The sequence below is a fragment of the Sneathiella glossodoripedis JCM 23214 genome (assembly GCF_000616095.1).
Taxonomy (GTDB): domain Bacteria; phylum Pseudomonadota; class Alphaproteobacteria; order Sneathiellales; family Sneathiellaceae; genus Sneathiella; species Sneathiella glossodoripedis.
Genome location: NZ_BAMS01000001.1, coordinates 951,539 through 971,051, shown reverse-complemented (window position 1 = coordinate 971,051; position 19,513 = coordinate 951,539). Strand labels below are relative to the sequence as shown.

16 protein-coding genes and 1 pseudogene are annotated in these 19,513 nt (G+C 46.9%); 11 read left to right on the top strand and 6 right to left on the bottom strand.

Annotated features, from left to right (window positions below; genetic code table 11):
- Positions 1 to 121 precede the first annotated feature (121 nt).
- The 3 genes from JCM23214_RS04835 to JCM23214_RS19120 all read right to left on the bottom strand — a co-directional run bounded on the left by JCM23214_RS04835 (position 122) and on the right by JCM23214_RS19120 (position 4,111).
- Positions 122 to 2,455: a 3-hydroxyacyl-CoA dehydrogenase/enoyl-CoA hydratase family protein gene (locus tag JCM23214_RS04835; RefSeq protein WP_025897876.1), complete on the bottom strand. Its 2,334-nt coding sequence runs from the start codon at positions 2,453 to 2,455 to the stop codon at positions 122 to 124.
- A 2-nt stretch (positions 2,456 to 2,457) separates the two neighbouring features.
- The gene (locus JCM23214_RS04830) at positions 2,458 to 3,594 is read right to left on the bottom strand and encodes a thiolase family protein (protein WP_025897875.1); all 1,137 of its coding nucleotides are present in this window, start codon (positions 3,592 to 3,594) and stop codon (positions 2,458 to 2,460) included.
- Between the two features lie 103 nt (positions 3,595 to 3,697).
- Entirely contained in the window at positions 3,698 to 4,111 is a 414-nt protein-coding gene (locus JCM23214_RS19120; RefSeq protein ID WP_025897873.1) for a MerR family transcriptional regulator, read from the bottom strand.
- A gap of 185 nt (positions 4,112 to 4,296) precedes the next feature.
- Between JCM23214_RS19120 and JCM23214_RS26485 the strand changes: the two genes are divergently transcribed.
- From JCM23214_RS26485 to JCM23214_RS22105, 11 genes and pseudogenes are all read left to right on the top strand, one after another.
- Entirely contained in the window at positions 4,297 to 4,629 is a 333-nt protein-coding gene (locus JCM23214_RS26485) for an Mpo1-like protein (protein WP_025897872.1), read from the top strand.
- A gap of 36 nt (positions 4,630 to 4,665) precedes the next feature.
- Entirely contained in the window at positions 4,666 to 4,983 is a 318-nt protein-coding gene (locus tag JCM23214_RS04815; RefSeq protein ID WP_025897869.1) for an ArsR/SmtB family transcription factor, read from the top strand.
- Positions 4,984 to 5,105: 122 nt separating this feature from the next.
- Positions 5,106 to 6,035: a sulfite exporter TauE/SafE family protein gene (locus tag JCM23214_RS04810; RefSeq protein WP_025897868.1), complete on the top strand. Its 930-nt coding sequence runs from the start codon at positions 5,106 to 5,108 to the stop codon at positions 6,033 to 6,035.
- Positions 6,035 to 6,799 (top strand): TIGR02186 family protein, encoded by a 765-nt coding sequence (locus tag JCM23214_RS04805; RefSeq protein ID WP_025897867.1) that lies wholly within the window; start codon positions 6,035 to 6,037, stop codon positions 6,797 to 6,799. Before JCM23214_RS04810 ends, JCM23214_RS04805 begins: the two co-directional genes overlap by 1 nt.
- A gap of 114 nt (positions 6,800 to 6,913) precedes the next feature.
- Entirely contained in the window at positions 6,914 to 7,726 is an 813-nt protein-coding gene (locus JCM23214_RS04800; protein WP_025897865.1) for a CoA transferase subunit A, read from the top strand.
- Complete coding sequence (locus JCM23214_RS04795) at positions 7,723 to 8,466, top strand: CoA transferase (RefSeq protein ID WP_025897864.1); 744 nt, start codon at positions 7,723 to 7,725, stop codon at positions 8,464 to 8,466. Before JCM23214_RS04800 ends, JCM23214_RS04795 begins: the two co-directional genes overlap by 4 nt.
- A gap of 36 nt (positions 8,467 to 8,502) precedes the next feature.
- Positions 8,503 to 9,699: pseudogene (locus JCM23214_RS26480) on the top strand (CaiB/BaiF CoA transferase family protein).
- 98 nt (positions 9,700 to 9,797) lie between these two features.
- Complete coding sequence (locus tag JCM23214_RS04785) at positions 9,798 to 12,128, top strand: xanthine dehydrogenase family protein molybdopterin-binding subunit (RefSeq protein ID WP_025897863.1); 2,331 nt, start codon at positions 9,798 to 9,800, stop codon at positions 12,126 to 12,128.
- Positions 12,129 to 12,297: 169 nt separating this feature from the next.
- Positions 12,298 to 12,744, top strand: coding sequence for a nuclear transport factor 2 family protein (locus tag JCM23214_RS04780; RefSeq protein WP_025897861.1), 447 nt, complete (start codon positions 12,298 to 12,300; stop codon positions 12,742 to 12,744).
- A 55-nt stretch (positions 12,745 to 12,799) separates the two neighbouring features.
- A complete protein-coding gene (locus JCM23214_RS23425; protein WP_051548026.1) occupies positions 12,800 to 13,237 on the top strand; it encodes an EamA family transporter in 438 nt (145 codons plus the stop codon).
- A complete protein-coding gene (locus JCM23214_RS22105; RefSeq protein ID WP_051548025.1) occupies positions 13,225 to 13,686 on the top strand; it encodes a DMT family transporter in 462 nt (153 codons plus the stop codon). The genes JCM23214_RS23425 and JCM23214_RS22105 overlap by 13 nt, the downstream gene beginning before the upstream one ends.
- A gap of 9 nt (positions 13,687 to 13,695) precedes the next feature.
- Here the strand turns inward: JCM23214_RS22105 and JCM23214_RS04770 are convergent, their stop codons facing one another.
- From JCM23214_RS04770 to JCM23214_RS23420, 3 genes are read right to left on the bottom strand one after another with little or no spacing between them, the layout of a single operon-like run.
- Entirely contained in the window at positions 13,696 to 16,938 is a 3,243-nt protein-coding gene (locus JCM23214_RS04770) for an error-prone DNA polymerase (RefSeq protein WP_025897860.1), read from the bottom strand.
- A complete protein-coding gene (locus tag JCM23214_RS04765) occupies positions 16,935 to 18,458 on the bottom strand; it encodes a Y-family DNA polymerase (RefSeq protein WP_267879378.1) in 1,524 nt (507 codons plus the stop codon). Before JCM23214_RS04765 ends, JCM23214_RS04770 begins: the two co-directional genes overlap by 4 nt.
- Entirely contained in the window at positions 18,406 to 19,317 is a 912-nt protein-coding gene (locus JCM23214_RS23420; RefSeq protein ID WP_025897858.1) for an ImuA family protein, read from the bottom strand. The genes JCM23214_RS04765 and JCM23214_RS23420 overlap by 53 nt, the downstream gene beginning before the upstream one ends.
- Positions 19,318 to 19,513 lie beyond the last annotated feature (196 nt).

Below are 19,513 nucleotides of genomic sequence, written 5' to 3'. Positions count from 1 at the left end.
ATATCTGGAGTTGCTTCTTCGAAACCCGGCAGATTGGTCAGTTTGTCCAGACCGAGTAAATCATTCAGTACGAATTTAATGTCTTTTACAGGTGCATTATAAATTGGCATTTTGACCTCTCTTAATTTCGAAGAGGCTTACCGGTCGTGAGCATATGCTCAATCCGGTCAAGCGTTTTGGTATTACGAAGCAAGGACATGAACCCTTCCTGCTCCAACTGCAGCAATTTTTTCTCAGATACAGTTTCGGTAATATCCGTATCACCACCCGAGAGAACCCTCGCTACAGCACCACTGACAACAGCATCATAAGGAGTTGCCCGTCCCATGGTTACAAACCCTTGAACAGCCATATCGAATGCCGCAGCCGCAGTTGGACCGGGAAGATTGACCTCAACGGGTTCCGGCGGTTGATACCCTTCAGCCAACTGCAACGCTTTCGCCTTGGCATCCGCTAACACACGCTTACGGTTCATGGTGACAGCATCACCTTCGCGCATAATCAACATATCTTTTGCTTCAGCTGCGCTTGTTGCAACTTTCGCTGTTGAAATATTTTCAAATACAGCAGACAGAGCCGGCATCGCGCCACCAGGCCGCTTCTTGTTAGTCATGGCGCGCATGACCAACTCTTTGCAGCCACCAAAACCGGGCAATACACCGACGCCAACCTCGACCAGTCCCATATAGCTTTCAGCATGCGCCTGTACAGCATCGGCGGCCAAAACAATTTCACAACCACCGCCAAGGGCCATGCCTGCAGGTGCTGCCACCACCGGAAAGGGTGCATATTTCAGCTTCATTAACGCGTTTTGACCTTCACTGATGGAATTTTCAATGACCGGCCACATGGCTGCGTTTGCCGCGAATAGAACAACACCTACATTGGCGCCAACTGAAAAGTTATCAGCATCGTTACCAATGACCAGCGCCTTGAAACCTTTCTTATCCAGCTTCGCACATTGTTGCAGCATACTCACCACATCCTGATCGATGCTGTTCATTTTCGTATGCAGTTCAAGACAGGCAACGCCGTCACCTAGATCCCAGATGCTGGCACCCTTGTTTGACATGAACGGCTCTTTGCCTCGCTTAATGTCACTCAGCATCCAAGCGTCGTCTGGCACCTCAATTTTCTCGTATTCACCGCTTAGCCCCATATAGAAGGCATCGACCCCTTCTTCTTTATAAAGCGGACGGTCACCAACTTTAGCAAGAAATTCGGGAACTGGCTTTCCTTCGGCTGCCAACCGATCTATGAAGTACTGATTACCCAGTTGATCAAGCTGCTCAAATGGGCCGTATTTCCATGCGTATCCGGTCTTCATTGCGAGATCAATAGCACGGATATCATCGGAAATTTCGCCAACCAAGTTTGCGGAATAGCTTATTACCTTGGACAGGATTTCCCATGCATATTTTCCGCCCACATCTTCACATTCGACGAGTGCACGCAGGCCCTTCCTTGCAGCTTTAACGGATGCAAGTCTTGGCTTTTGAACCGGAGCATAAGCACCGGTTTTCAAATCACGGGCCTCTTTGACTTTGCCGCCGCCCTCTTTGTTAATTCGATAAAAGCCACCTTTACCTTTACGACCGGTATAACCTTCATCAATCATTTTTGAAATTGTAGAAACCATTGGATGGTTTTCATCATATTCCTGGCAGAACGGATCACTTTCTGGCAATTCGCTTAACATAGAAGCATTGACCTTTGGCCCTAAGTCAATTCCGGTTAAGTCACCAAGTCCGAAAATACCTGTACTTGGAATACCCATTGGTTTGCCGCAAACGGAATCTGCTTCCTCAACAGTCATGCCAAGATCAAACGCCGATTTGATTGCAACGAATGACCAGTAGATCCCAATACGGTTTCCGATAAAGCCGGGCGTGTCATAGCAATCGACCACTTCTTTACCCAAAGCAACGTCTGCAAAGCGGCGCAATTCTTCAATTGCGTCTGCTCGCGTCTGCTCACCCTTTACAAGTTCGAACAGGCGCATGTAACGCGGCGGATTAAAGAAATGGGTAATCGCAAAATCTTTTTGCAAACTATCCGGCATTCCCGCCATCAGCGTCTTTAGCGGAATCGTTGAGGTATTAGAAGTAACGATTGAACCGGGCTTTCTGACTGTTTCAAGCTTTTTGTAAAGATCCTGCTTCAGATCTGTACGCTCAATAATCGCTTCACAAATCCAGTCACAGTCTGATACCAGATCCAAATTGTCTTCAAGATTGCCGGTTGTAATCAGCCTCGCATTCTTTTTATGCATAAAAGGTGCTGGCTTGGTCTTAAGCATTGTCGCAACAGCACCTTCGGCAAGCATATTGCGATTTTCAGCCCCCTCAGGCACGATGTCTAGCAGTACGGCCTGATATCCAGCATTTGTGACATGAGCGGCAATCGCTGCGCCCATAACACCAGCGCCAATAACGGCTACTTTTTCAATAGCCATAATCAGCACGCCTCCAGAACTGTCGCAATGCCTTGTCCGCCACCAATACATTGCGTCGCAAGACCTAATGCCTTGCCTTCACGCTGCAATAGACTTGCAACTTTACCAGTGATCCGTGCGCCAGTGGCCCCCATTGGATGACCAATCGCGATTGCCCCGCCATCAATGTTGGTATTCTCATAAGACATTCCTGCCTCTTTAAGAACGGCAATCGACTGAGCCGCAAACGCTTCATTAAGCTCGATAATATCAATATCGGAAAGCTGAAGACCGGCTCTCTTGAGTGCTTTTTCGGTTGCTGGAACGGGACCTATCCCCATAATTTCAGGAGCACAACCGGCCACCGCGATAGATTTGATCCGCGCCATTTTTTTCAGGCCGTTCGCGTCAGCATATTCCTCTGAGCAGATCAGCGTAGCAGACGCACCGTCTGTCAATGGAGAGGAAGTCGCCGCCGTGACACTACCACTTTCATCAAAGGCAGGCTTCAGCCCCGCCAATGTTTCCATTGTTGTCTCCGGACGGATACATCCATCCTGTTCCACACGGATATTGCCATCTACGATCGGAATTATTTCATCTGTAAATTTGCCTGCAGCACGAGCCGCCGTTGCACGTGCATGGCTTTCAACAGCCATTTCTTCCTGCTCAGCGCGAGAAATGTTGTACTGTTTCGCCAGATTTTCGGCTGTAATCCCCATAGACACATATGCCTCTGGATATTCTTTGTAAAGGCGCGGATGCGGTGCCGGGTTAAAACCACCCATAGGCACCCTGGTCATACTTTCAATGCCGCCACACACGAAGACATCACCAGCCCCCATTTGAATTGCACCCGCCGCCATGTGAATAGCCTGCATGGATGAGCCACAGAACCGGTTTACAGTTGTTGCCGCCGCTGATTTCGGGATCCCTGCGAGGAAACTCACAATACGCGCAACATTTAACCCCTGCTCTGCTTCTGGAAAAGCACTGCCGATGATAACATCTTCAATATCTTCGACATTAACACCTGTTTTTTCAATAAGGCCTCGCACAACCTGACCAGTCATTTCATCAGGACGAACTTTAATAAGCTCGCCTTTATTTGCGAGTGTGAACGGAGAGCGAGCGTAACCAGCGATGACCACGTTCTTCATAATCCAATTTCCTTTCGATATATCGCCCATTTCCTGTTAGTAAAGACGAAGGGGGTTTTTTGAATTTGATCTGGTGCATCCGCACCAACACTTAGAAACAATACTATGCGAGTTTTTTCTCAGCTTTTAATTCAGCTGGGGCTCCATTTTTCAAATAGTCTTCCAGATCCGAAATGCTATCTTCAAGCTCATCAATCGCTTCATTAATATCCTGGCGTTGCACTTTCAGCTTTTCCAGCTGCTCCTTGCATTTTCCCAAAGTATAATTGAGCTGCTCTGTTGAGCCTTCCGCAGGATCATATAAATCAATCATCTTCTTGATATCCTGAAGGCTGAAACCAAGCCTTCTTCCCCGCAAAATGAGCTTCAGCCTTGCACGATCACTTCTGGAATAAATGCGCGTCAACCCTTCACGAGAGGGAGTAATCAATCCTTTGTCTTCGTAAAATCGGATAGTTCTGGAAGTCACCTGAAACTGCTCAGCCAGATCGGTGATCGAAAAGCGTTCTTTTTCCATTCCATCTCCCAAAAGAATGTTGTCAGATGCCAGAAAATATAGTTGACGTTTACGTAAACGTCAACTCCCCTTTACGTAAACGTAAAAAAAATCATTAAAAATGATACAAAAACGTGCAAATTCTGAAAATTTCTATACTATATACGCCGTTATCAAGTTTATACACATGGGAAGGTGTGTATTTTATGGGCAGGAGAATTTCGTCATATAAGGAATTTTGGCCTTACTATTTAAGGGAGCACTCAAAACCCGAGTGCCGTGCACTTCACTATTTTGGCACGACCCTCTCCTTGATAATGCTTGCGCTTTTTTTAGTTACACTCAATACAGTCTTTTTTCTGGCTGCATTAATATGCGGATATGGCCCCGCATGGATTGCGCATTTCTTTATTGAAAAAAACCGACCTGCTACCTTTAAGTATCCGCTCTGGTCACTCATAAGTGATTTTCGTATGTATTTCATGTGGATCAGAGGCAATCTTGGTCGGGAACTTAGATCTAATGCAATCAGGGAGTAAGCCTGATGGTGACACAGCCTCTGGGGGGAGGTACTGATGATTAAAACCGCTACTGTAGACATCGAAAAAGATTTTACTCAACTAACTGGATCACTATACCGTGCCAGCAAAATTCTAAAGTCACTGAGTAATCAAAGACGGCTTGAAATACTCACATGTCTTGCTGAACAGGAACTATCTGTTGGTCAGTTGGAGAGAAAAATCAAGATTAGCCAGTCTGCGCTATCGCAACATTTGGGACGACTTCGTCGAGACGAAATTGTCACAACCAGAAGAGATGCTCAGACAATTTATTATTCATTATATAATGAAAAAATTCTCAATCTGCTTAAATCTGTGCGACTTGCCGCGTAATTCATTAGATATTTAGACCCCAACAAGCCTGTTTTCTTGTTGACGCGATTACATTTGTTGTCAATTTAGTATATAGCTCAGTTTATAGGTCTAATAATCAGAAATACCGGGGCACCCCCCATATGCCAGTCTACTTACCCATTGCCGAGATTTCAGTGAATTTATTTCTGATTCTGGGCATGGGTGGTGCAGTCGGACTACTGTCAGGCATGTTTGGCGTAGGCGGTGGCTTCCTCATGACCCCGCTACTGATTTTTACAGGCATACCACCCGCTGTCGCTGTGGCAACAGGTGCAAATCAATTAGTCGCCGCAAGCGTTTCGGGAGTAATCGCACACTGGCGCAGAGGGAATGTAGACTTCAAAATGGGAACCGTCCTGCTCGTGGGCGGTATAGTTGGATCTGCGTTAGGGACGTGGATATTCGCAGTCCTGAAAACAGCGGGCCAAGTCGACCTGCTCATCTCCATTTCTTATGTTCTGTTTTTGGGGGTGATTGGCGGACTAATGCTTTTTGAAAGCGTAAGATCCATTCTCAAGACCAAAAAAGGAACCATACGGCGTAAAAAACTCCATCAGCATTACTGGATTCACGGCCTCCCGTTCAAAATGCGATTCAGAAAATCCAAGCTATATATTAGCGCTCTACTTCCGCTCAGCCTCGGGTTTTTTGTTGGCATCCTTTCCGCTATTATGGGGGTTGGTGGTGGCTTTATTATGGTTCCGGCAATGATTTATCTGATGGGAATGCCAACATCTGTCGTAATCGGAACCTCTTTATTTCAGATTATTTTTGTAACAGCCAATGTGACCTTCCTGCATTCTGCGACCACTCAAACAGTGGATATCCTGTTAGCGCTCTTGCTCATGAGCAGCGCTGTAATTGGCGCCCAAATCGGGACCCGCGTAGGCGCAAAATTAAAAGGGGAACAGCTGAGATCCCTACTTGCGTTAATGGTTCTGATCGTATGTGGCAAACTGGCATTGGATTTGTTTTTGACCCCCGAAGACCTTTATTCCTTCGGTATCATCACTTCGAAGGCGGGTAGCTGATGCGCTGGCCATTCAACATTCTTTGCGCCATAGCTTTGATACTGCATTTCAGTCACACTTTGCGAGCTGATGAATCTCTTGTAACCGATATATCTTCTCATTTGATCTCTGTAACATCGGATTTTACCGGGACTGAGCTGTTAATTTTCGGCGCCGTTAAAACCGCAGATCAGTATGGTATAACTAACCATGGTGATATCATCGTAGTTGTCAGAGGCCCCAAAAAAAATGTCATTGTTCGCAAGAAAGAACGCGTGGCAGGTATTTGGGCTAATACTGAGTCTGTCACTTTCGCAGATGTCCCGGGCTTTTATGCAGTCGCAAGCAATCGCCCCTTAAAGGATATAACCGACGATGCCACATTGCGAAGACTACGAATTGGCTATGAGCGGCTGAATTTTTCGTCAACAAGCAGTATTGCAGATCAACAACCTTTTGAAGATGCAGTCATTCGTCAAAACGGCCAAAGCAAATTGTATGTGGATAGTGAATCCGCCGTCAATTTTCTAGGAAACGCGCTATTCAGAACAACAATCAAATTTCCGGCTCATGTTCCCGTTGGAAACTATATCGCAGAGGTTTACTTGTTTCATAACGCTGAGTTAATCAGCGCTCAAACGTCCCCCCTGTTTATTAAGAAATTCGGGATTGGGCGAAGAATTTATGAATTTGCTCATAAACACCCATATCTGCATGGTCTCGTGGCTATCATCATCTCTTTGCTGGCAGGTTGGGTTGCCTCTGCAATCTTTAGAAAAGATTAGCAATAGTGTTTCCAAACCCGCAAAGATTAGCTTAGACTACCACCTATCAAAAAAAGCGATTAAATTTTTAAATTGCTGTCCCAAAATCAAAAAGAAAATAACGGGAAGATGCATATGACAACATCTCTGAGGGAACTCGTGGCTCATATCGAGAGCGGAATGTCGGTTGCCGTTCCAACCGATTATTCCGGCGTAGCCATGTCTGCTATTCGTGAAATCATCCGACAAGATATCAAAAAGCTGCATTTAATTGGGGTCCCTACCTGCGGCTTGCAAGCCGAATTATTGATCGGTGCAGGTGCTGTTGAGGTATTCGAAAGTTCAGCTTTAACACTCGGCGAATACAATCCCGCCCCCTGTTTTAGTCGTGCAGTAAAGAACTCTACAATCAAATTAATCGATGCTACCTGCCCAGCTATTCATGCGGCACTACAGGCCTCGCAAAAAGGAATACCTTTTATGCCTTTGCGAGGAATTATCGGCAGCGACCTTCTCAACCATCATCCCAATTGGAAAACTATTCAAAACCCGCTTGCTGAGCAGGAAGACCCGATTGTCATCATTCCAGCAATTAAACCCGACTTTGCGCTTTTCCATGCTCCTCTTGTGGACGAACACGGCAATGTCTGGGTTGGCCGACGAAAAGAACTCGTGACGATGTCTCAAGCCTCCCGCGGGGCTCTTGTTACTGCAGAAAAGTTATATGAAGGGAACCTTCTGGAAGATGAAAAACTGGCCGCAGGAACATTACCTTCACTATACGTTACTGCCAGCGCGGTTACTCCTAACGGAAGCTGGCCGCTTTCATTCTGGCATGGTCGGGATGAAGATTCAGAACATCTAAAACTATATTGCAAGATGGCGAAAACCGAAGAGGGCTTCCGCGAATATCTGGATCAGTTTGTTTTTCAGGAGGTGTCCCAATGACTGACATCAACACCAAAATTGAACTGATCTGCTTTATAGCCAATCTATTAAAAGATACTAACCACGTGGCCGTCGGCGCTGCGTCCCCCATTCCCGGTGCAGCAGCTCTTCTTGCAAAAGAAGTCTATGGTTCTCCGCGACATGTAAATATTCTAGGTTCGGTTAAAAACAACTTTTTTACAAATGGAGCACAGGAATTATTCGATTGCGCTGCTCAAGGCAGAATTGACGCGTTCTTTCTAAGTGGTGGACAAATTGACGGAAGTGCCAACATCAACTTGATGGGTGTCGGTGATTACCCAACAAATAGTCCTCGCTGGTCAGGAACCTTTGGATCCGCATATCTTTATTTTCTGATCCCCAAAGTAATTCTGTTTCGGGAGGAACATTCAAGGCGGGTTCTCGTGGACAAGGTTGATTTCATCAGTGCCCCAGGCGCAAGCGAAGACAACATATATCGGACGGGCGGTCCTTATGGCCTGCTAACCAATAAGGCGTTTTTCAAATTTAACAAGCAAACACGCCGGTTTTCGTTACAATCCATACATGAAGGATCATCTTTAGAAGATATTCTGAATAACACTGGCTTTAGTTTTGATTATCAGCCAAACACTCCCCAAACAGTGCTCTCATCCCAAAAAATGAGGCAAACACTTCAACAGAACACTCGACCGAAAATCGAGGAAGTCTACCCCCAGTTTGCAAGAACTCTATTTGCAAACACTGAACAGACTTCGTAAAAGCATAGTAGTTAGACAAGTTGAGGAAATTATAAAATGTCAAGCAAAGGCGCATTAAGCGGCCTCAAAGTCGTTGATTTATCCCGTGTATTGGGTGGTCCATTTTGCACACAGATACTGGCAGATCATGGCGCAGACGTAATTAAAGTAGAGCCCCTCAAGGAGATGAAACCCGTACCTGGGGCCCTCCTTTCAATGAGGATGGACTATCCGCATATTTTTCAGGAGCAAACAGAAACAAAAAATCAATCGCTCTGGATATTCGGAATGAAAAGGGCCGGGATATTCTTCTCAAGCTACTGGAAGATGCCGATATTCTTGTAGAAAACTTCAAAACGGGCTCACTTGAAAAATGGGGACTTGGATATGATGACGTTTTAAAAAACCGATTTCCAAGACTAATCCATTGCCGTGTGACTGGATTTGGTGCTGACGGACCCTTTGGCGGATTTCCGGGCTATGATGCGGTTATCCAAGCATGGGCAGGACTGATCAGCGTCAATGGCTCTCCTCAATCCGGTCCGGTTCGTGTTGGCATTCCACTGGTTGATCTGGGAACTGGGATGAACGCTGTAATCGGAATCCTGATGGCAGTGAATGAGCGTCACAGCTCGGGTAAAGGTCAGTTTGTCGAAGTTTCTCTATATGACACCGGAATTCAGTTACAACACCCGCATGCACCCAATACGTTGATGAGCGGGAAAGAACCCAAACTTACCGGAAACTCGCACCCGAATATCGCGCCTTATGATTTGTACAGAACTGCAAGCGCACCCATTTTTCTTGGGATCGGAAATAATGGACAATTTAGAAAACTTTGCGCTGCTCTGGCTGCCCCGAACTTCCGGACGATCCTCGCTTCAAGACAACTCTTCAAGACTTGCGCATCGCGATGAATTGAATCAACTGCTTGAAGAGCGCCTGAAGGACAAGGATGGCGTTGAATTTGCAACAATTCTGCTGGATGCCGGTGTTCCTGCAGGTGCCGCTATGAGCGTTCCTGAAGCCTTAAATCACCCCCATACAAAACATCGCAATATGGTTGTTGAGAAGGACGGATATTCCGGTACCGGGATTCCGATTAAAATGGGAAGAACACCTGGCTCTGTTCAAGCTGCACCGCCAGCATTTGGGGTAAACGGCAAAAAGATCCTGCAAGATTATGGTTATTCGGAAGAAAAAATTACCAGCTTGTTGAAGGAAGGTGTCTTATGGGAGGAGCCTAAGGTTTAAGCACTCCCACTTGACGACACTATCAGGGCGCATAAAAATAGACAAAACTGATAAGAGCCGACCGGGTTAGGTTCTTCCAACGGGAATGGATGGGAAATATGGTGAAATTTGGGGTTAATCAGTCGATCACACGCGTAGAAGATGACAGACTGATCCGCGGGGCAGGTGAATATACTGATGATATAAACCTGCCGGGGCAACTTTATGGATATATGTTGCGATCGCCTATTGCACATGGAAAGATTTTATCCATTGATCTGGAAGAAGCCATCGCTGCGCCCGGAATTGTTGACATTATTACCGGCAAGGAGCTTGAGGCAGATAACGCCAATCAACGCCCTTGTATGATCCCATTGAAAAATGCCGATGGCAGTGACCGGGCTGACCCCGGTCACCCGGTTCTGGCAACTGATGAAGTCAACTATGTAGGCGATAATATTGCATTTATCATCGCAGAAAGCCTGCAGCAGGCAAAAGATGCAGCCGAGCTAATCTATGTAGACTTTGACGAGCTTGACGTTGTAACAGACACAGCAAGTGCAGATAAAGAGGGTCAACCTCTAGTTCACGCATCCGTTCCAAATAATCGCGCTTTTAATTGGGAGCACGGGTCAAGAGACGAAATAGATGAAGCTTTTTCAAAAGCTGCGCATGTCACAACTCTAGACCTTGTCAACAACCGGGTTGTTGTCAATTCCATGGAACCCAGAGGCGTTATTGCCGATTGGGATAACAGCGAAGAGAAGATGACCGTCCGTATGGGCACGCAAGGAGGCTGGGTAACCCGTTCGATCCTTGCAAATCATGTGCTCCATATACCTGAAGAGAAAATACGCATTATTACCCCGGACGTTGGGGGTGCATTTGGAATGAAGCTCTTTTTCTATTCCGAATGCGCAGTTACCGTCTGGGCCAGCCGAAAACTGGGGCGGCCAATCAAATGGATTGGCGAGCGAAGTGATGCGTTTTTATCTGACACACAAGGCCGCGATCATATGACGACTGCATCGTTAGCCTTTGACAACAATCACAAAATAATTGGCATGAAGATCAAAACCAACGCCAATTTGGGTGCCTATCTTTCCACATTCGGCCCGATGATCCCGACTATGGCAATGGTAAAGGTTTTGCCGGGTGTTTATGACATACCGGTCCTGTACTATCAAAGTGTCGGCGTCTTTACCAACACGGTTCCTGTAGATGCTTATCGCGGTGCTGGGCGTCCTGAAGCAATTTATATTATTGAGCGGCTTATGGATACGGCTGCTCGGGAATTAGGCCTCGGGCCAGATGAAATTCGTCGGATCAACTTTATCCCCACAAGCGCCATCCCATACAAAACGGCGACTGGCTGCGTTTACGATAGCGGAGAATTTGAGCGCATTATGGACCGTGCTCTTGAAAAGTCTGATTGGAAAAGTTTCAACGAGCGAAAAAATACAAGCGAACGGAACGGGAAAATTCGCGGCATTGGCATGTGTTACTATATTGAAGCCACCGCAGGAAATCCTACAGAAACTGCCACAATTCGATTTGAAGAAAATGGCATAGTTTCTCTCGCTGTGGGTACACAATCTAGTGGACAGGGACATTCTACCGCCTATGCACAAGTGCTCACTGAAAGGCTTGGTGTCCCTTTTGAAAACATCCGAATTATTCAGGGTGATACAGATAAAATCAAAACTGGTGGTGGAACCGGTGGGTCTCGCTCCCTAACAACACAAGGCCCTGCAATTCACGCCGCCAGCGACGAAGTCATTGAAAAAGGCTCTCAGCTTGCGGGCCATTTTCTGGAAGCCGCCGCACAGGATATAGAGTTTTCTTCGGAAGAGGGTACTTTTTCCATTGCAGGAACAGATCGCAAAATCGGCATCCTGGAAGTTGCAGAACGCGCACGAGGATTGGGGCAACTTCCAGAAGGGTTAGAAGAAGGGCTTGATAGTGAAGCGAGCTTTACTGTAGAGGCCTTCACTTATCCAAACGGTTGTCACATAGCAGAAGTCGAAATTGACCCTGATACTGGCGCTGTTGAAGTCGTTCGATACGTTATTGTTGATGACTTTGGAACGATTGTAAATCCGGCGCTTGTAAGGCACCAAGTAATTGGCGGTGTTGGTCAGGGTATTGGTCAAGCACTGACCGAGAGTACCGTTTATTCCGAAGACGGGCAGCTTCTGACTGGATCATTTATGGATTATGGTATGCCGCGTGCCGACCATATTCCACTGGATCTCGAATATGAGACAATTGAGGTTCCTTGCACAATGAACCCAATGGGTGTCAAAGGTTGCGGAGAAGCAGGTTGTATCGCGGCCCCCCCCGCCGTCGTCAATGCAACTATTGATGCACTCAATGACAAGGGTATTAGCCATATCGACATGCCGGTCACCCCTATAAAAGTCTGGAGCGCTCTAAATACAGCCGCCTAAACCACTGTTTTTATAGTCGAAATCACAAAATGCACATTTTTATTACAAAATGTGCATTTTTTTTACTTTTCTTTTTAATGTATTAGTATAATTAGATATAAGGCGAAATTTAATTTTCGCTTATCCAATGAAGCCTTATCCGGATTGGAGGGATTAGGAGGCAACGAAAATGCAATCTACAGAAAAACTGGTACATACATTTTTGAATGGAATAAAAAACGGTGAAGCGAATCTGTTTATAGACTGTTTAGCTCAAAACACTGAAATTCATGTCTGTCTGGGAAATCAGTTTTATGCGGAAAGCTACTCTGGGACCTTTGTCGGCATTCGAGGAGCCGTAAACCTGTTTAATCTTTGCGGACAATTTTTTAAGTTCCATAAAATTATCCCAACTGAGTTTCACCACAACACACATAAATTGATCGTTCGAGGTGATTTGAAATGTGAACTGCTTTCCACGCACGACACATGGAATTCAAGCTGGATGCAAATCTGGACGTTTGAGAAAGAGAAGGTCAGCAAAATAAGAATTTTTGCAGACTATTCAACGATGCCAAGAACTCAGCTGGCAGAAATGCAAAAAGACATTAAGGAAATCGAACAGCTTCGACTTTAGAAGAAGCCCTACAATCTTGATTGCACAATTATTTTTTTACCCCTAGTAAGGAGTAATGAGTAATTCTGCAAATATTAGCGCGCGGGCAAATCTTCTTGCCCCACTTTATATGATTTTGGGAATGCTGTTGGTGCCTTTAATGGATGGCACAGCAAAGTTACTCGTTGCTGATTTTTCGGTAGTGCAGGTGGTCTGGGGTCGCTATTTTTTTCATCTGCTTTCCCTGTTGCCTCTCTTTCTCATACTCCGCGTTAATATCAGTTTTAAACCTGACAATCTCAGCCTCCAATTCACACGGGCAGTGTTTCTTTTGATTGATACGGCGCTCTTTTTTGCCGCCTTATCGTTTATTCCTTTAACAAATGGCAAAGCCGTGTTTTTTGTCTCCCCGCTGATTATGACGCTCTTGCGCCATTTGTTCTTGCTGAAAAAGTCGGCTTTCATCGGTGGCTTGCGGTTATCATTGGTTTCAGTGGAACATTGTTTATCCTGAGGCCTGAAGCTGATGGTGAGCTTCTCGGATATATTCTCGCCTTTGGTTCCGCTGCATTTTACGCACTATATCTGTTACTTACACGGAAGGTCTCTGGCCATACCGCACCGTTAAACACACTCCTGTTTACCGCAATAATTGGCACATTGGTAATGACTGCAATTTTACCCTTTTACTGGACAAATCCAGACCTTAAGGGGCTTGGCTTAATGGCCCTTACCGGTATTCTGGGTACACTTAGTCACTTTTTTATTATCAAAGCCTTTGAAAATGGTGACGCATCCAGCCTGGCACCCTTTTCTTACGCTGAGATTATAAGCGCCACCCTCTTTGGGCTTATTGTCTTTGGACATTTACCCGGTATGTTGACTTGGATTGGTATTGCGATTGTCAGCGCCAGCGGCCTGTATGTCTTTCACAGAGAACGTGTAAAAAAGCATCATATATAGTTCATACAATTAGTGGAAATTACGCCCTTTTGGCATAACAGAGGTTGTTCGTGGATGTTGCCATAAATTTGGTTTCTCAATTTCTTTATGATAAATACGGGTTGGCCTTGTATCCTCTTCCATCAGAAGCGACAGCTGATCACTGAGATCCTCTATCTCTCTAGCGATCAGATGGATAACATTCTGCTCAACCTGTAACTCTCCATACACACGGACCAGACGCCCCCCCAATACAGCGCGTCGATATTTTTCAAAAACCTTTGGCCACACAATCACATTAACCGTGTCTGTTTCATCTTCCAGTGTCATAAAAATAACTCCGGCGGCTGTGCCCGGGCGTTGCCGCGCCAGTATAAGCCCCGCAACCTGAACCTTTTCTCCTGTAGGCCGTGTTTTCAATTCTCTTGCGAAAATGATATGCCGCCGCCAAAGTTGCTCTCGCAAAAAAGAAACAGGATGTGCCTTCAACGACAGACGCAAACTTGCATAATCCTCGATTACATGCTGACCAAGCGGCATTGCTGGCAGCCGAACTTCAGCTTCGCGCTGCAAGTTACGTCCTTCCTTAGCAACGGATGCAAATAACGGTAAATCCTCCAGCGCTCCGCGGCGCCCTCCCACTCCGGAAAGCCCCTTAACAGCCCAAAGGGCTCCTCGGCGATCCAATCCAATCGATCGGAATGCATCCGCTTGCGCCAAACATTCCAAGGTGCGCATATCCATACCGGAGCGAAAATATAAATCGCGCACACTGTCATAGCCCTCACCGCGTCGTTGAATCAATTTTTCGATCATATCAACCTTAACGCCTCTGACCTGCCGCAACCCTAATCGCAATGCATATCGGCCAGTACAATCCCGGTTTTTCTCCAATACGTAGTCCCACTGACTAAAATTGATATCCGCCGGTAAAACAGTGCCACCATGTTCTCTAAAATCACGAACCAAACTGGCTGCTGAATAAAAACCCATCGGTTGGGAATTCAGAATGGCTGCCGCAAAAATATCCGGGTAATGGCATTTGAGCCAAGCTGACGCATAGGCCAGCAAGGCGAAACTGGCCGAATGGCTTTCGGGAAAGCCATAATCACTAAAACCTTCAATTTGCCGAAAACACTGTTCTGCAAACTCTGCAGTGTATTTGCGTGCAATCATCCCTTCAATAAATCTAATCTTGAAATTCCCAATATCTCCTGTGCGTTTGAACGTCGCCATTGCTCGGCGCAACTGATCAGCCTCTTCAGCCGTAAAACCAGCCGCAACCATGGCGATTTGCATTGCCTGCTCCTGAAACAGAGGCACGCCCAATGTTTTTTTCAAAACGCCCGCCAACTCCTCCGATGGATACTCCACCTCCTCCAGTCCTTGACGACGGCGTAAATATGGATGGACCATATCACCCTGAATTGGTCCTGGACGAACAATGGCTATCTGAATAACCAGATCGTAAAAATCTGCTGGCCTCAGGCGAGGCAACATGGACATCTGCGCGCGACTTTCAATCTGAAACACGCCAACAGTATCCGCCTTTTGGATCATTTCATATGTCTGCGGATCGTCCCTAGGAACACCGGCCAGATCCATATCCACATTATAATGCGTTTTTAGCAAATCGAATGCCTTGCGGATGCAGGTCAGCATGCCAAGAGACAAAACATCAATTTTCAAAATGCCCAGAGCATCCAGGTCATCCTTATCCCATTCAACGATAGTTCTGTTCTGCATCGCTGCATTGGATATTGGTGAAAGCTCAATCAACGGATCACGCGTAATGACAAAGCCACCTACATGCTGGGAAAGGTGACGTGGAAATCCAATCAGTTCTTTCGCCAGTTTCAGTACATAACGAATATTTCTATCTGCTGGTCCAATTCCGAGCTGCGCAGCCTCTTCCCATGAAAGGCCCGTCGAACTTTGGCCCCACACACTACTGGAAAGCGCTTTTATAAGATCTTCGGACAAGCCCATGACCTTGCCTACTTCTCGAATTGCGCTTTTGGTTCTGTAAGTTACAACAGTTGCCGCCAGTCCAGCTCGATGCCGGCCATATTTATTATAAATATACTGGATGACTTCTTCTCGGCGCTCATGTTCAAAATCCACATCAATATCCGGGGGTTCCCCACGCTCTGCGGATATAAAACGTTCGAACAACAGATTAACTTCTGAAGGATTAACGGACGTTATACCCAAACAATAACACACGGCTGAATTCGCAGCCGATCCACGCCCCTGACAAAGAATGGGAGGGTCAAGTGATCGCGCGAAACGCACAATATCATACACAGTCAGAAAGTAGGGGGCGTACCTTAATGACCCAATAAGCCCCAACTCATGCTCGAGCGTTTGCCTGACTTTTTGTGGGATACCACTTGGGTATCGCTCAGCAGCCCCAAGCCATGTCAGCCTCTCCAGTTCCTCCTGCGGGGTTTTACTATTTCCAGATGGTTCATCAGGATACTGATATGCAAGTTCATCCAAAGAGAACCGGCATTTTTCAACTATTTCCATGCTTCGCGCGACACTTTCGCTAAAGCCTGGAAATAATCGGTACATTTCCGCAGGACTCTTCAAATGCCGCTCTGCATTTGCTTCAAGGCGCAAACCTGCTTGATCAATTGGGACATGCTCACGAATACATGTGATCACGTCCTGCAAGGGACGGCGGTTTGGAATGTGATACAAGACATCATTGCATACCACGGTCGGAATTGCATGCTCAGCTGCCAGTGTTGCGAGGCGCTCTAGCACTCTTGCATCGGATACTCCAAAATGCTGTACCAGTGCCAGATAACTTTGTTCGGGATATGCAGATGCCAGACGGTTTACATTCTTTCTAAATTCATCTGTCAGTTCGGTTGGCGGCATAGCAATAAAAATCTGCCCGTTGGCGAATTCATCGAGATCCTCAAAATATAGATGACATTCGCCTTTTTTTGCCCGCTGATTGCCGCGGCTAAGTAACCGCGTCAATCGGCTATAAGCAACTTTGCTGGTTGGAAAACACAGTATTTCGACCCCCTCCTGAAGAACCAGTCGAACACCGACAACCAGCCGAATTCCTAATTTTTTAGCTGTCTTATGCGCCCGCACGACACCTGCCAAGGTATTCCGGTCCGCAATTGCAATAGCATCTAACCCCAACGCAGCTCCTGTCACTACCAGCTCATCGGGATGGGAAGCACCGCGCAGGAAGCTGAAATTGCTACAAACTGCCAATTCCGCATATGACCCCGACCGTGGTTGCCTCATGAAAACACTCCCTGAACAAACCAGCACGGTTTATCATTTTCACGCTCATACAACCCGTCTCGGTATAACCAGAACCGATGCCCCCGTCTGTCTTCCACACGATAATAATCCCGGGTCTGCTGTGAAGTTCGCCCCTCCAACCGCCACCATTCAGGTGCTATTCTTTCTGGCCCCTCCGCTCGCGTGATATGATGCAACCGTCTTCGCCACTCAAAACGCACAGGGGGACCATCCGGCACTTCGGCCAGGACTGAAACTGGTTCAGGCGGACGAAACAGTAACAAGGGTCGTTCCTGTGAGATTGATTTCTTTCCCATCCAAAAAGAGGTTTTACCTGTATCAATATGAACAGGCACCTCACGATGGCTCCGCTCGGGGATATGGCTATCTTCTGGAATACTGCGGGTAATTTGCTCAAACCCCAGCCGGTTGCCAAAACGATCAAGCAATCGATTTATTGCCACCGTTTGGTCTTTGGCATGCGTCTCATCCCCCCACCCCCGCTGCTCAGAGGCTCTTTCTTCAACAAAAAATGCTGACAAGGATATAAAATCAATCCCATACCCTAAATCCACATCTGTCTGTAAGCGGACTAAAGCCTCTTTAAACAGCAACTGTATATATTCTGCGTCATCACACAAAGTCCGACTGGCTGCAGCCAGCCTCTGCACATGCCCATCTACACGAAACAGCCTGAGCTCGAATGCACGCGCACCCTTGTATTCCGACTTAAGAAGGTGCTGCAGATGCCCTCCAAGTTTCTGCAAGCATGTCTGCACTCCTTCCACATATGTCACAGGCTCCATCAAGGAACATTCAGCGTGATACTCTGTCGGCAATACAAGAGGCTCAAAAACATCAGCCGCTCGTCCCAAAGCCCGATCCAGCCTCTCAGGTAATGAGCACCCAAATCGTGCCATTAACGGTGCTGAAGGTGTTTCAATCAATTGTCCAATCCGGTGCAACCCCAACTGCTCCAACTGCTCCTGAATATTTGCTGGCAAATCCAGAGCGGCTATTGTCAGAGGGGCGAGAAAGTCTCCCATTTCACCGGGGCGCACTCTGTTTAATTGATCCTCCCCAAAACGTGCTGCTGCCCATGCACCGCCAATTGTATCTGCAAGCCCAATCCTCACAGTCAAACCAAATCGATTAAGCCGAGAGGACAACTCCTGCATCATGTCCGGCTCACCTCCGAACAGATGGGCACAACCGGTAATGTCCAGCGCTATTCCATCAGGAGCCTGAACCCGCACCAACGGACTATAGCGCATGCACCAAAATGCCAATCGCTCAAGTGATATATGGTCCAACTCCGGTGTCGCTTTTGCAGTTTCAAGTGTTGGGCACAGCGCCCGTGCATCAGCCAGAGCCTGCCCTATAAAAACGCCCTCCTTTTCGGCAAGAAGATTGGTCGCCACAATACGAATACCTCTCCCCCCATTTGCTATCAGTGCGAAGGGGGATCTATCCCCGACGTATTTTGCGGGATGCCCCGGCCTGGTCCCGTATTGTGACATTTGCTGTTGCTGCAAAGGGGGATCTTGTCGGTTTATGAACCGCCGCTCGATTGACCAGCGAGGAAACCAAATTGAAAGAATGCGTCTCATGCTGCCACTCCAACTGCCACTGCCCTGTTCGCCCTCCCCTGCATCGTGTCAATTTCACTTGCCAGCGCGGCTTGCCCATCGCGGGTATATGTGCATTTTTAAAAAACTCCGGCGCACTGGGCGCACCCTGAACCGACCAGCGCGTTAACGCCGCTGTCACACTGCTCCGCTCTTCGCCCTCAACCGCCCTGTAATTCCTGATTATCAGCAAAGTACTGCCTACACGTGACGCCCGTAGCGCAAGTCGGCGACTGACTGTAAAATCATAGTTTTTTTCAGCCCCGATATAGGCCCCAATCACCAATGGACAGGCTTCTGATGCCAAACTTTCTTCTAAAACCCACAAAAACTCTTTCTCACTAGAGACCCGAATATGCAAAAAATTGGCGGGGTTAAGCCCCAGACACATGAGGCCATGTGGATGCAGGTTACCCGGATAATCCCCTCGATGCGTTGAGCTGCACCATAAAACAGGGCGCTCTTTTACATTTCGTCTCTGCAAGCGTTGCAGACAGCATAATGCGTACCCGAGAGCCGCAGGAAAATCAGAATGACTGGCAGGCACAAACTCATGTACAGCCCCATCTGTCAATTGCCCATCTGGCAGACATTTATCCATTTGGGGTATCCCAAAGAAACCCTGCCTTAGCGTTAAACTGTTTGGCCGCTGCCAGTCAGATGTATCACCTTCAGGCAACGCCACATGATGCCCAAGGTCATGTATCTGTTGCTTAAGCCGCGCAAGTACCTGCTCTTTAGTGCCCGACATTGTAACTTGAGAATCCTGTTCACCAGATTATAGGGAACGCCTCATTATATAGAACAAAAAGAGAACATTCAATAAAATTTATTATTTAGTGCAAGCATTCATTATCAAATAGACAAGCTAATATTTTTAGAATATTGGAAAAAACTGGTACACTAAATGTACCTGTCCGATTGCACTGAAATCCGGCAACGCATTC

Bases quoted from the DNA above. Each gene is read 5' to 3' on its own strand.
- JCM23214_RS26485 (WP_025897872.1), top strand. From the start codon at position 4,297: ATGGGCAGGAGAATTTCGTCATATAAGGAATTTTGGCCTTACTATTTA.
- JCM23214_RS04765 (WP_267879378.1), bottom strand. From the start codon at position 18,458: ATGTCACAATACGGGACCAGGCCGGGGCATCCCGCAAAATACGTCGGG.
- JCM23214_RS04835 (WP_025897876.1), bottom strand. From the start codon at position 2,455: ATGGCTATTGAAAAAGTAGCCGTTATTGGCGCTGGTGTTATGGGCGCA.
- JCM23214_RS04830 (WP_025897875.1), bottom strand. From the start codon at position 3,594: ATGAAGAACGTGGTCATCGCTGGTTACGCTCGCTCTCCGTTCACACTC.
- JCM23214_RS04815 (WP_025897869.1), top strand. From the start codon at position 4,666: ATGATTAAAACCGCTACTGTAGACATCGAAAAAGATTTTACTCAACTA.
- JCM23214_RS04785 (WP_025897863.1), top strand. From the start codon at position 9,798: ATGGTGAAATTTGGGGTTAATCAGTCGATCACACGCGTAGAAGATGAC.
- JCM23214_RS19120 (WP_025897873.1), bottom strand. From the start codon at position 4,111: ATGGAAAAAGAACGCTTTTCGATCACCGATCTGGCTGAGCAGTTTCAG.
- JCM23214_RS04800 (WP_025897865.1), top strand. From the start codon at position 6,914: ATGACAACATCTCTGAGGGAACTCGTGGCTCATATCGAGAGCGGAATG.
- JCM23214_RS04770 (WP_025897860.1), bottom strand. From the start codon at position 16,938: ATGAGGCAACCACGGTCGGGGTCATATGCGGAATTGGCAGTTTGTAGC.
- JCM23214_RS23420 (WP_025897858.1), bottom strand. From the start codon at position 19,317: ATGTCGGGCACTAAAGAGCAGGTACTTGCGCGGCTTAAGCAACAGATA.
- JCM23214_RS04805 (WP_025897867.1), top strand. From the start codon at position 6,035: ATGCGCTGGCCATTCAACATTCTTTGCGCCATAGCTTTGATACTGCAT.
- JCM23214_RS23425 (WP_051548026.1), top strand. From the start codon at position 12,800: ATGAGTAATTCTGCAAATATTAGCGCGCGGGCAAATCTTCTTGCCCCA.
- JCM23214_RS04810 (WP_025897868.1), top strand. From the start codon at position 5,106: ATGCCAGTCTACTTACCCATTGCCGAGATTTCAGTGAATTTATTTCTG.
- JCM23214_RS04780 (WP_025897861.1), top strand. From the start codon at position 12,298: ATGCAATCTACAGAAAAACTGGTACATACATTTTTGAATGGAATAAAA.
- JCM23214_RS04795 (WP_025897864.1), top strand. From the start codon at position 7,723: ATGACTGACATCAACACCAAAATTGAACTGATCTGCTTTATAGCCAAT.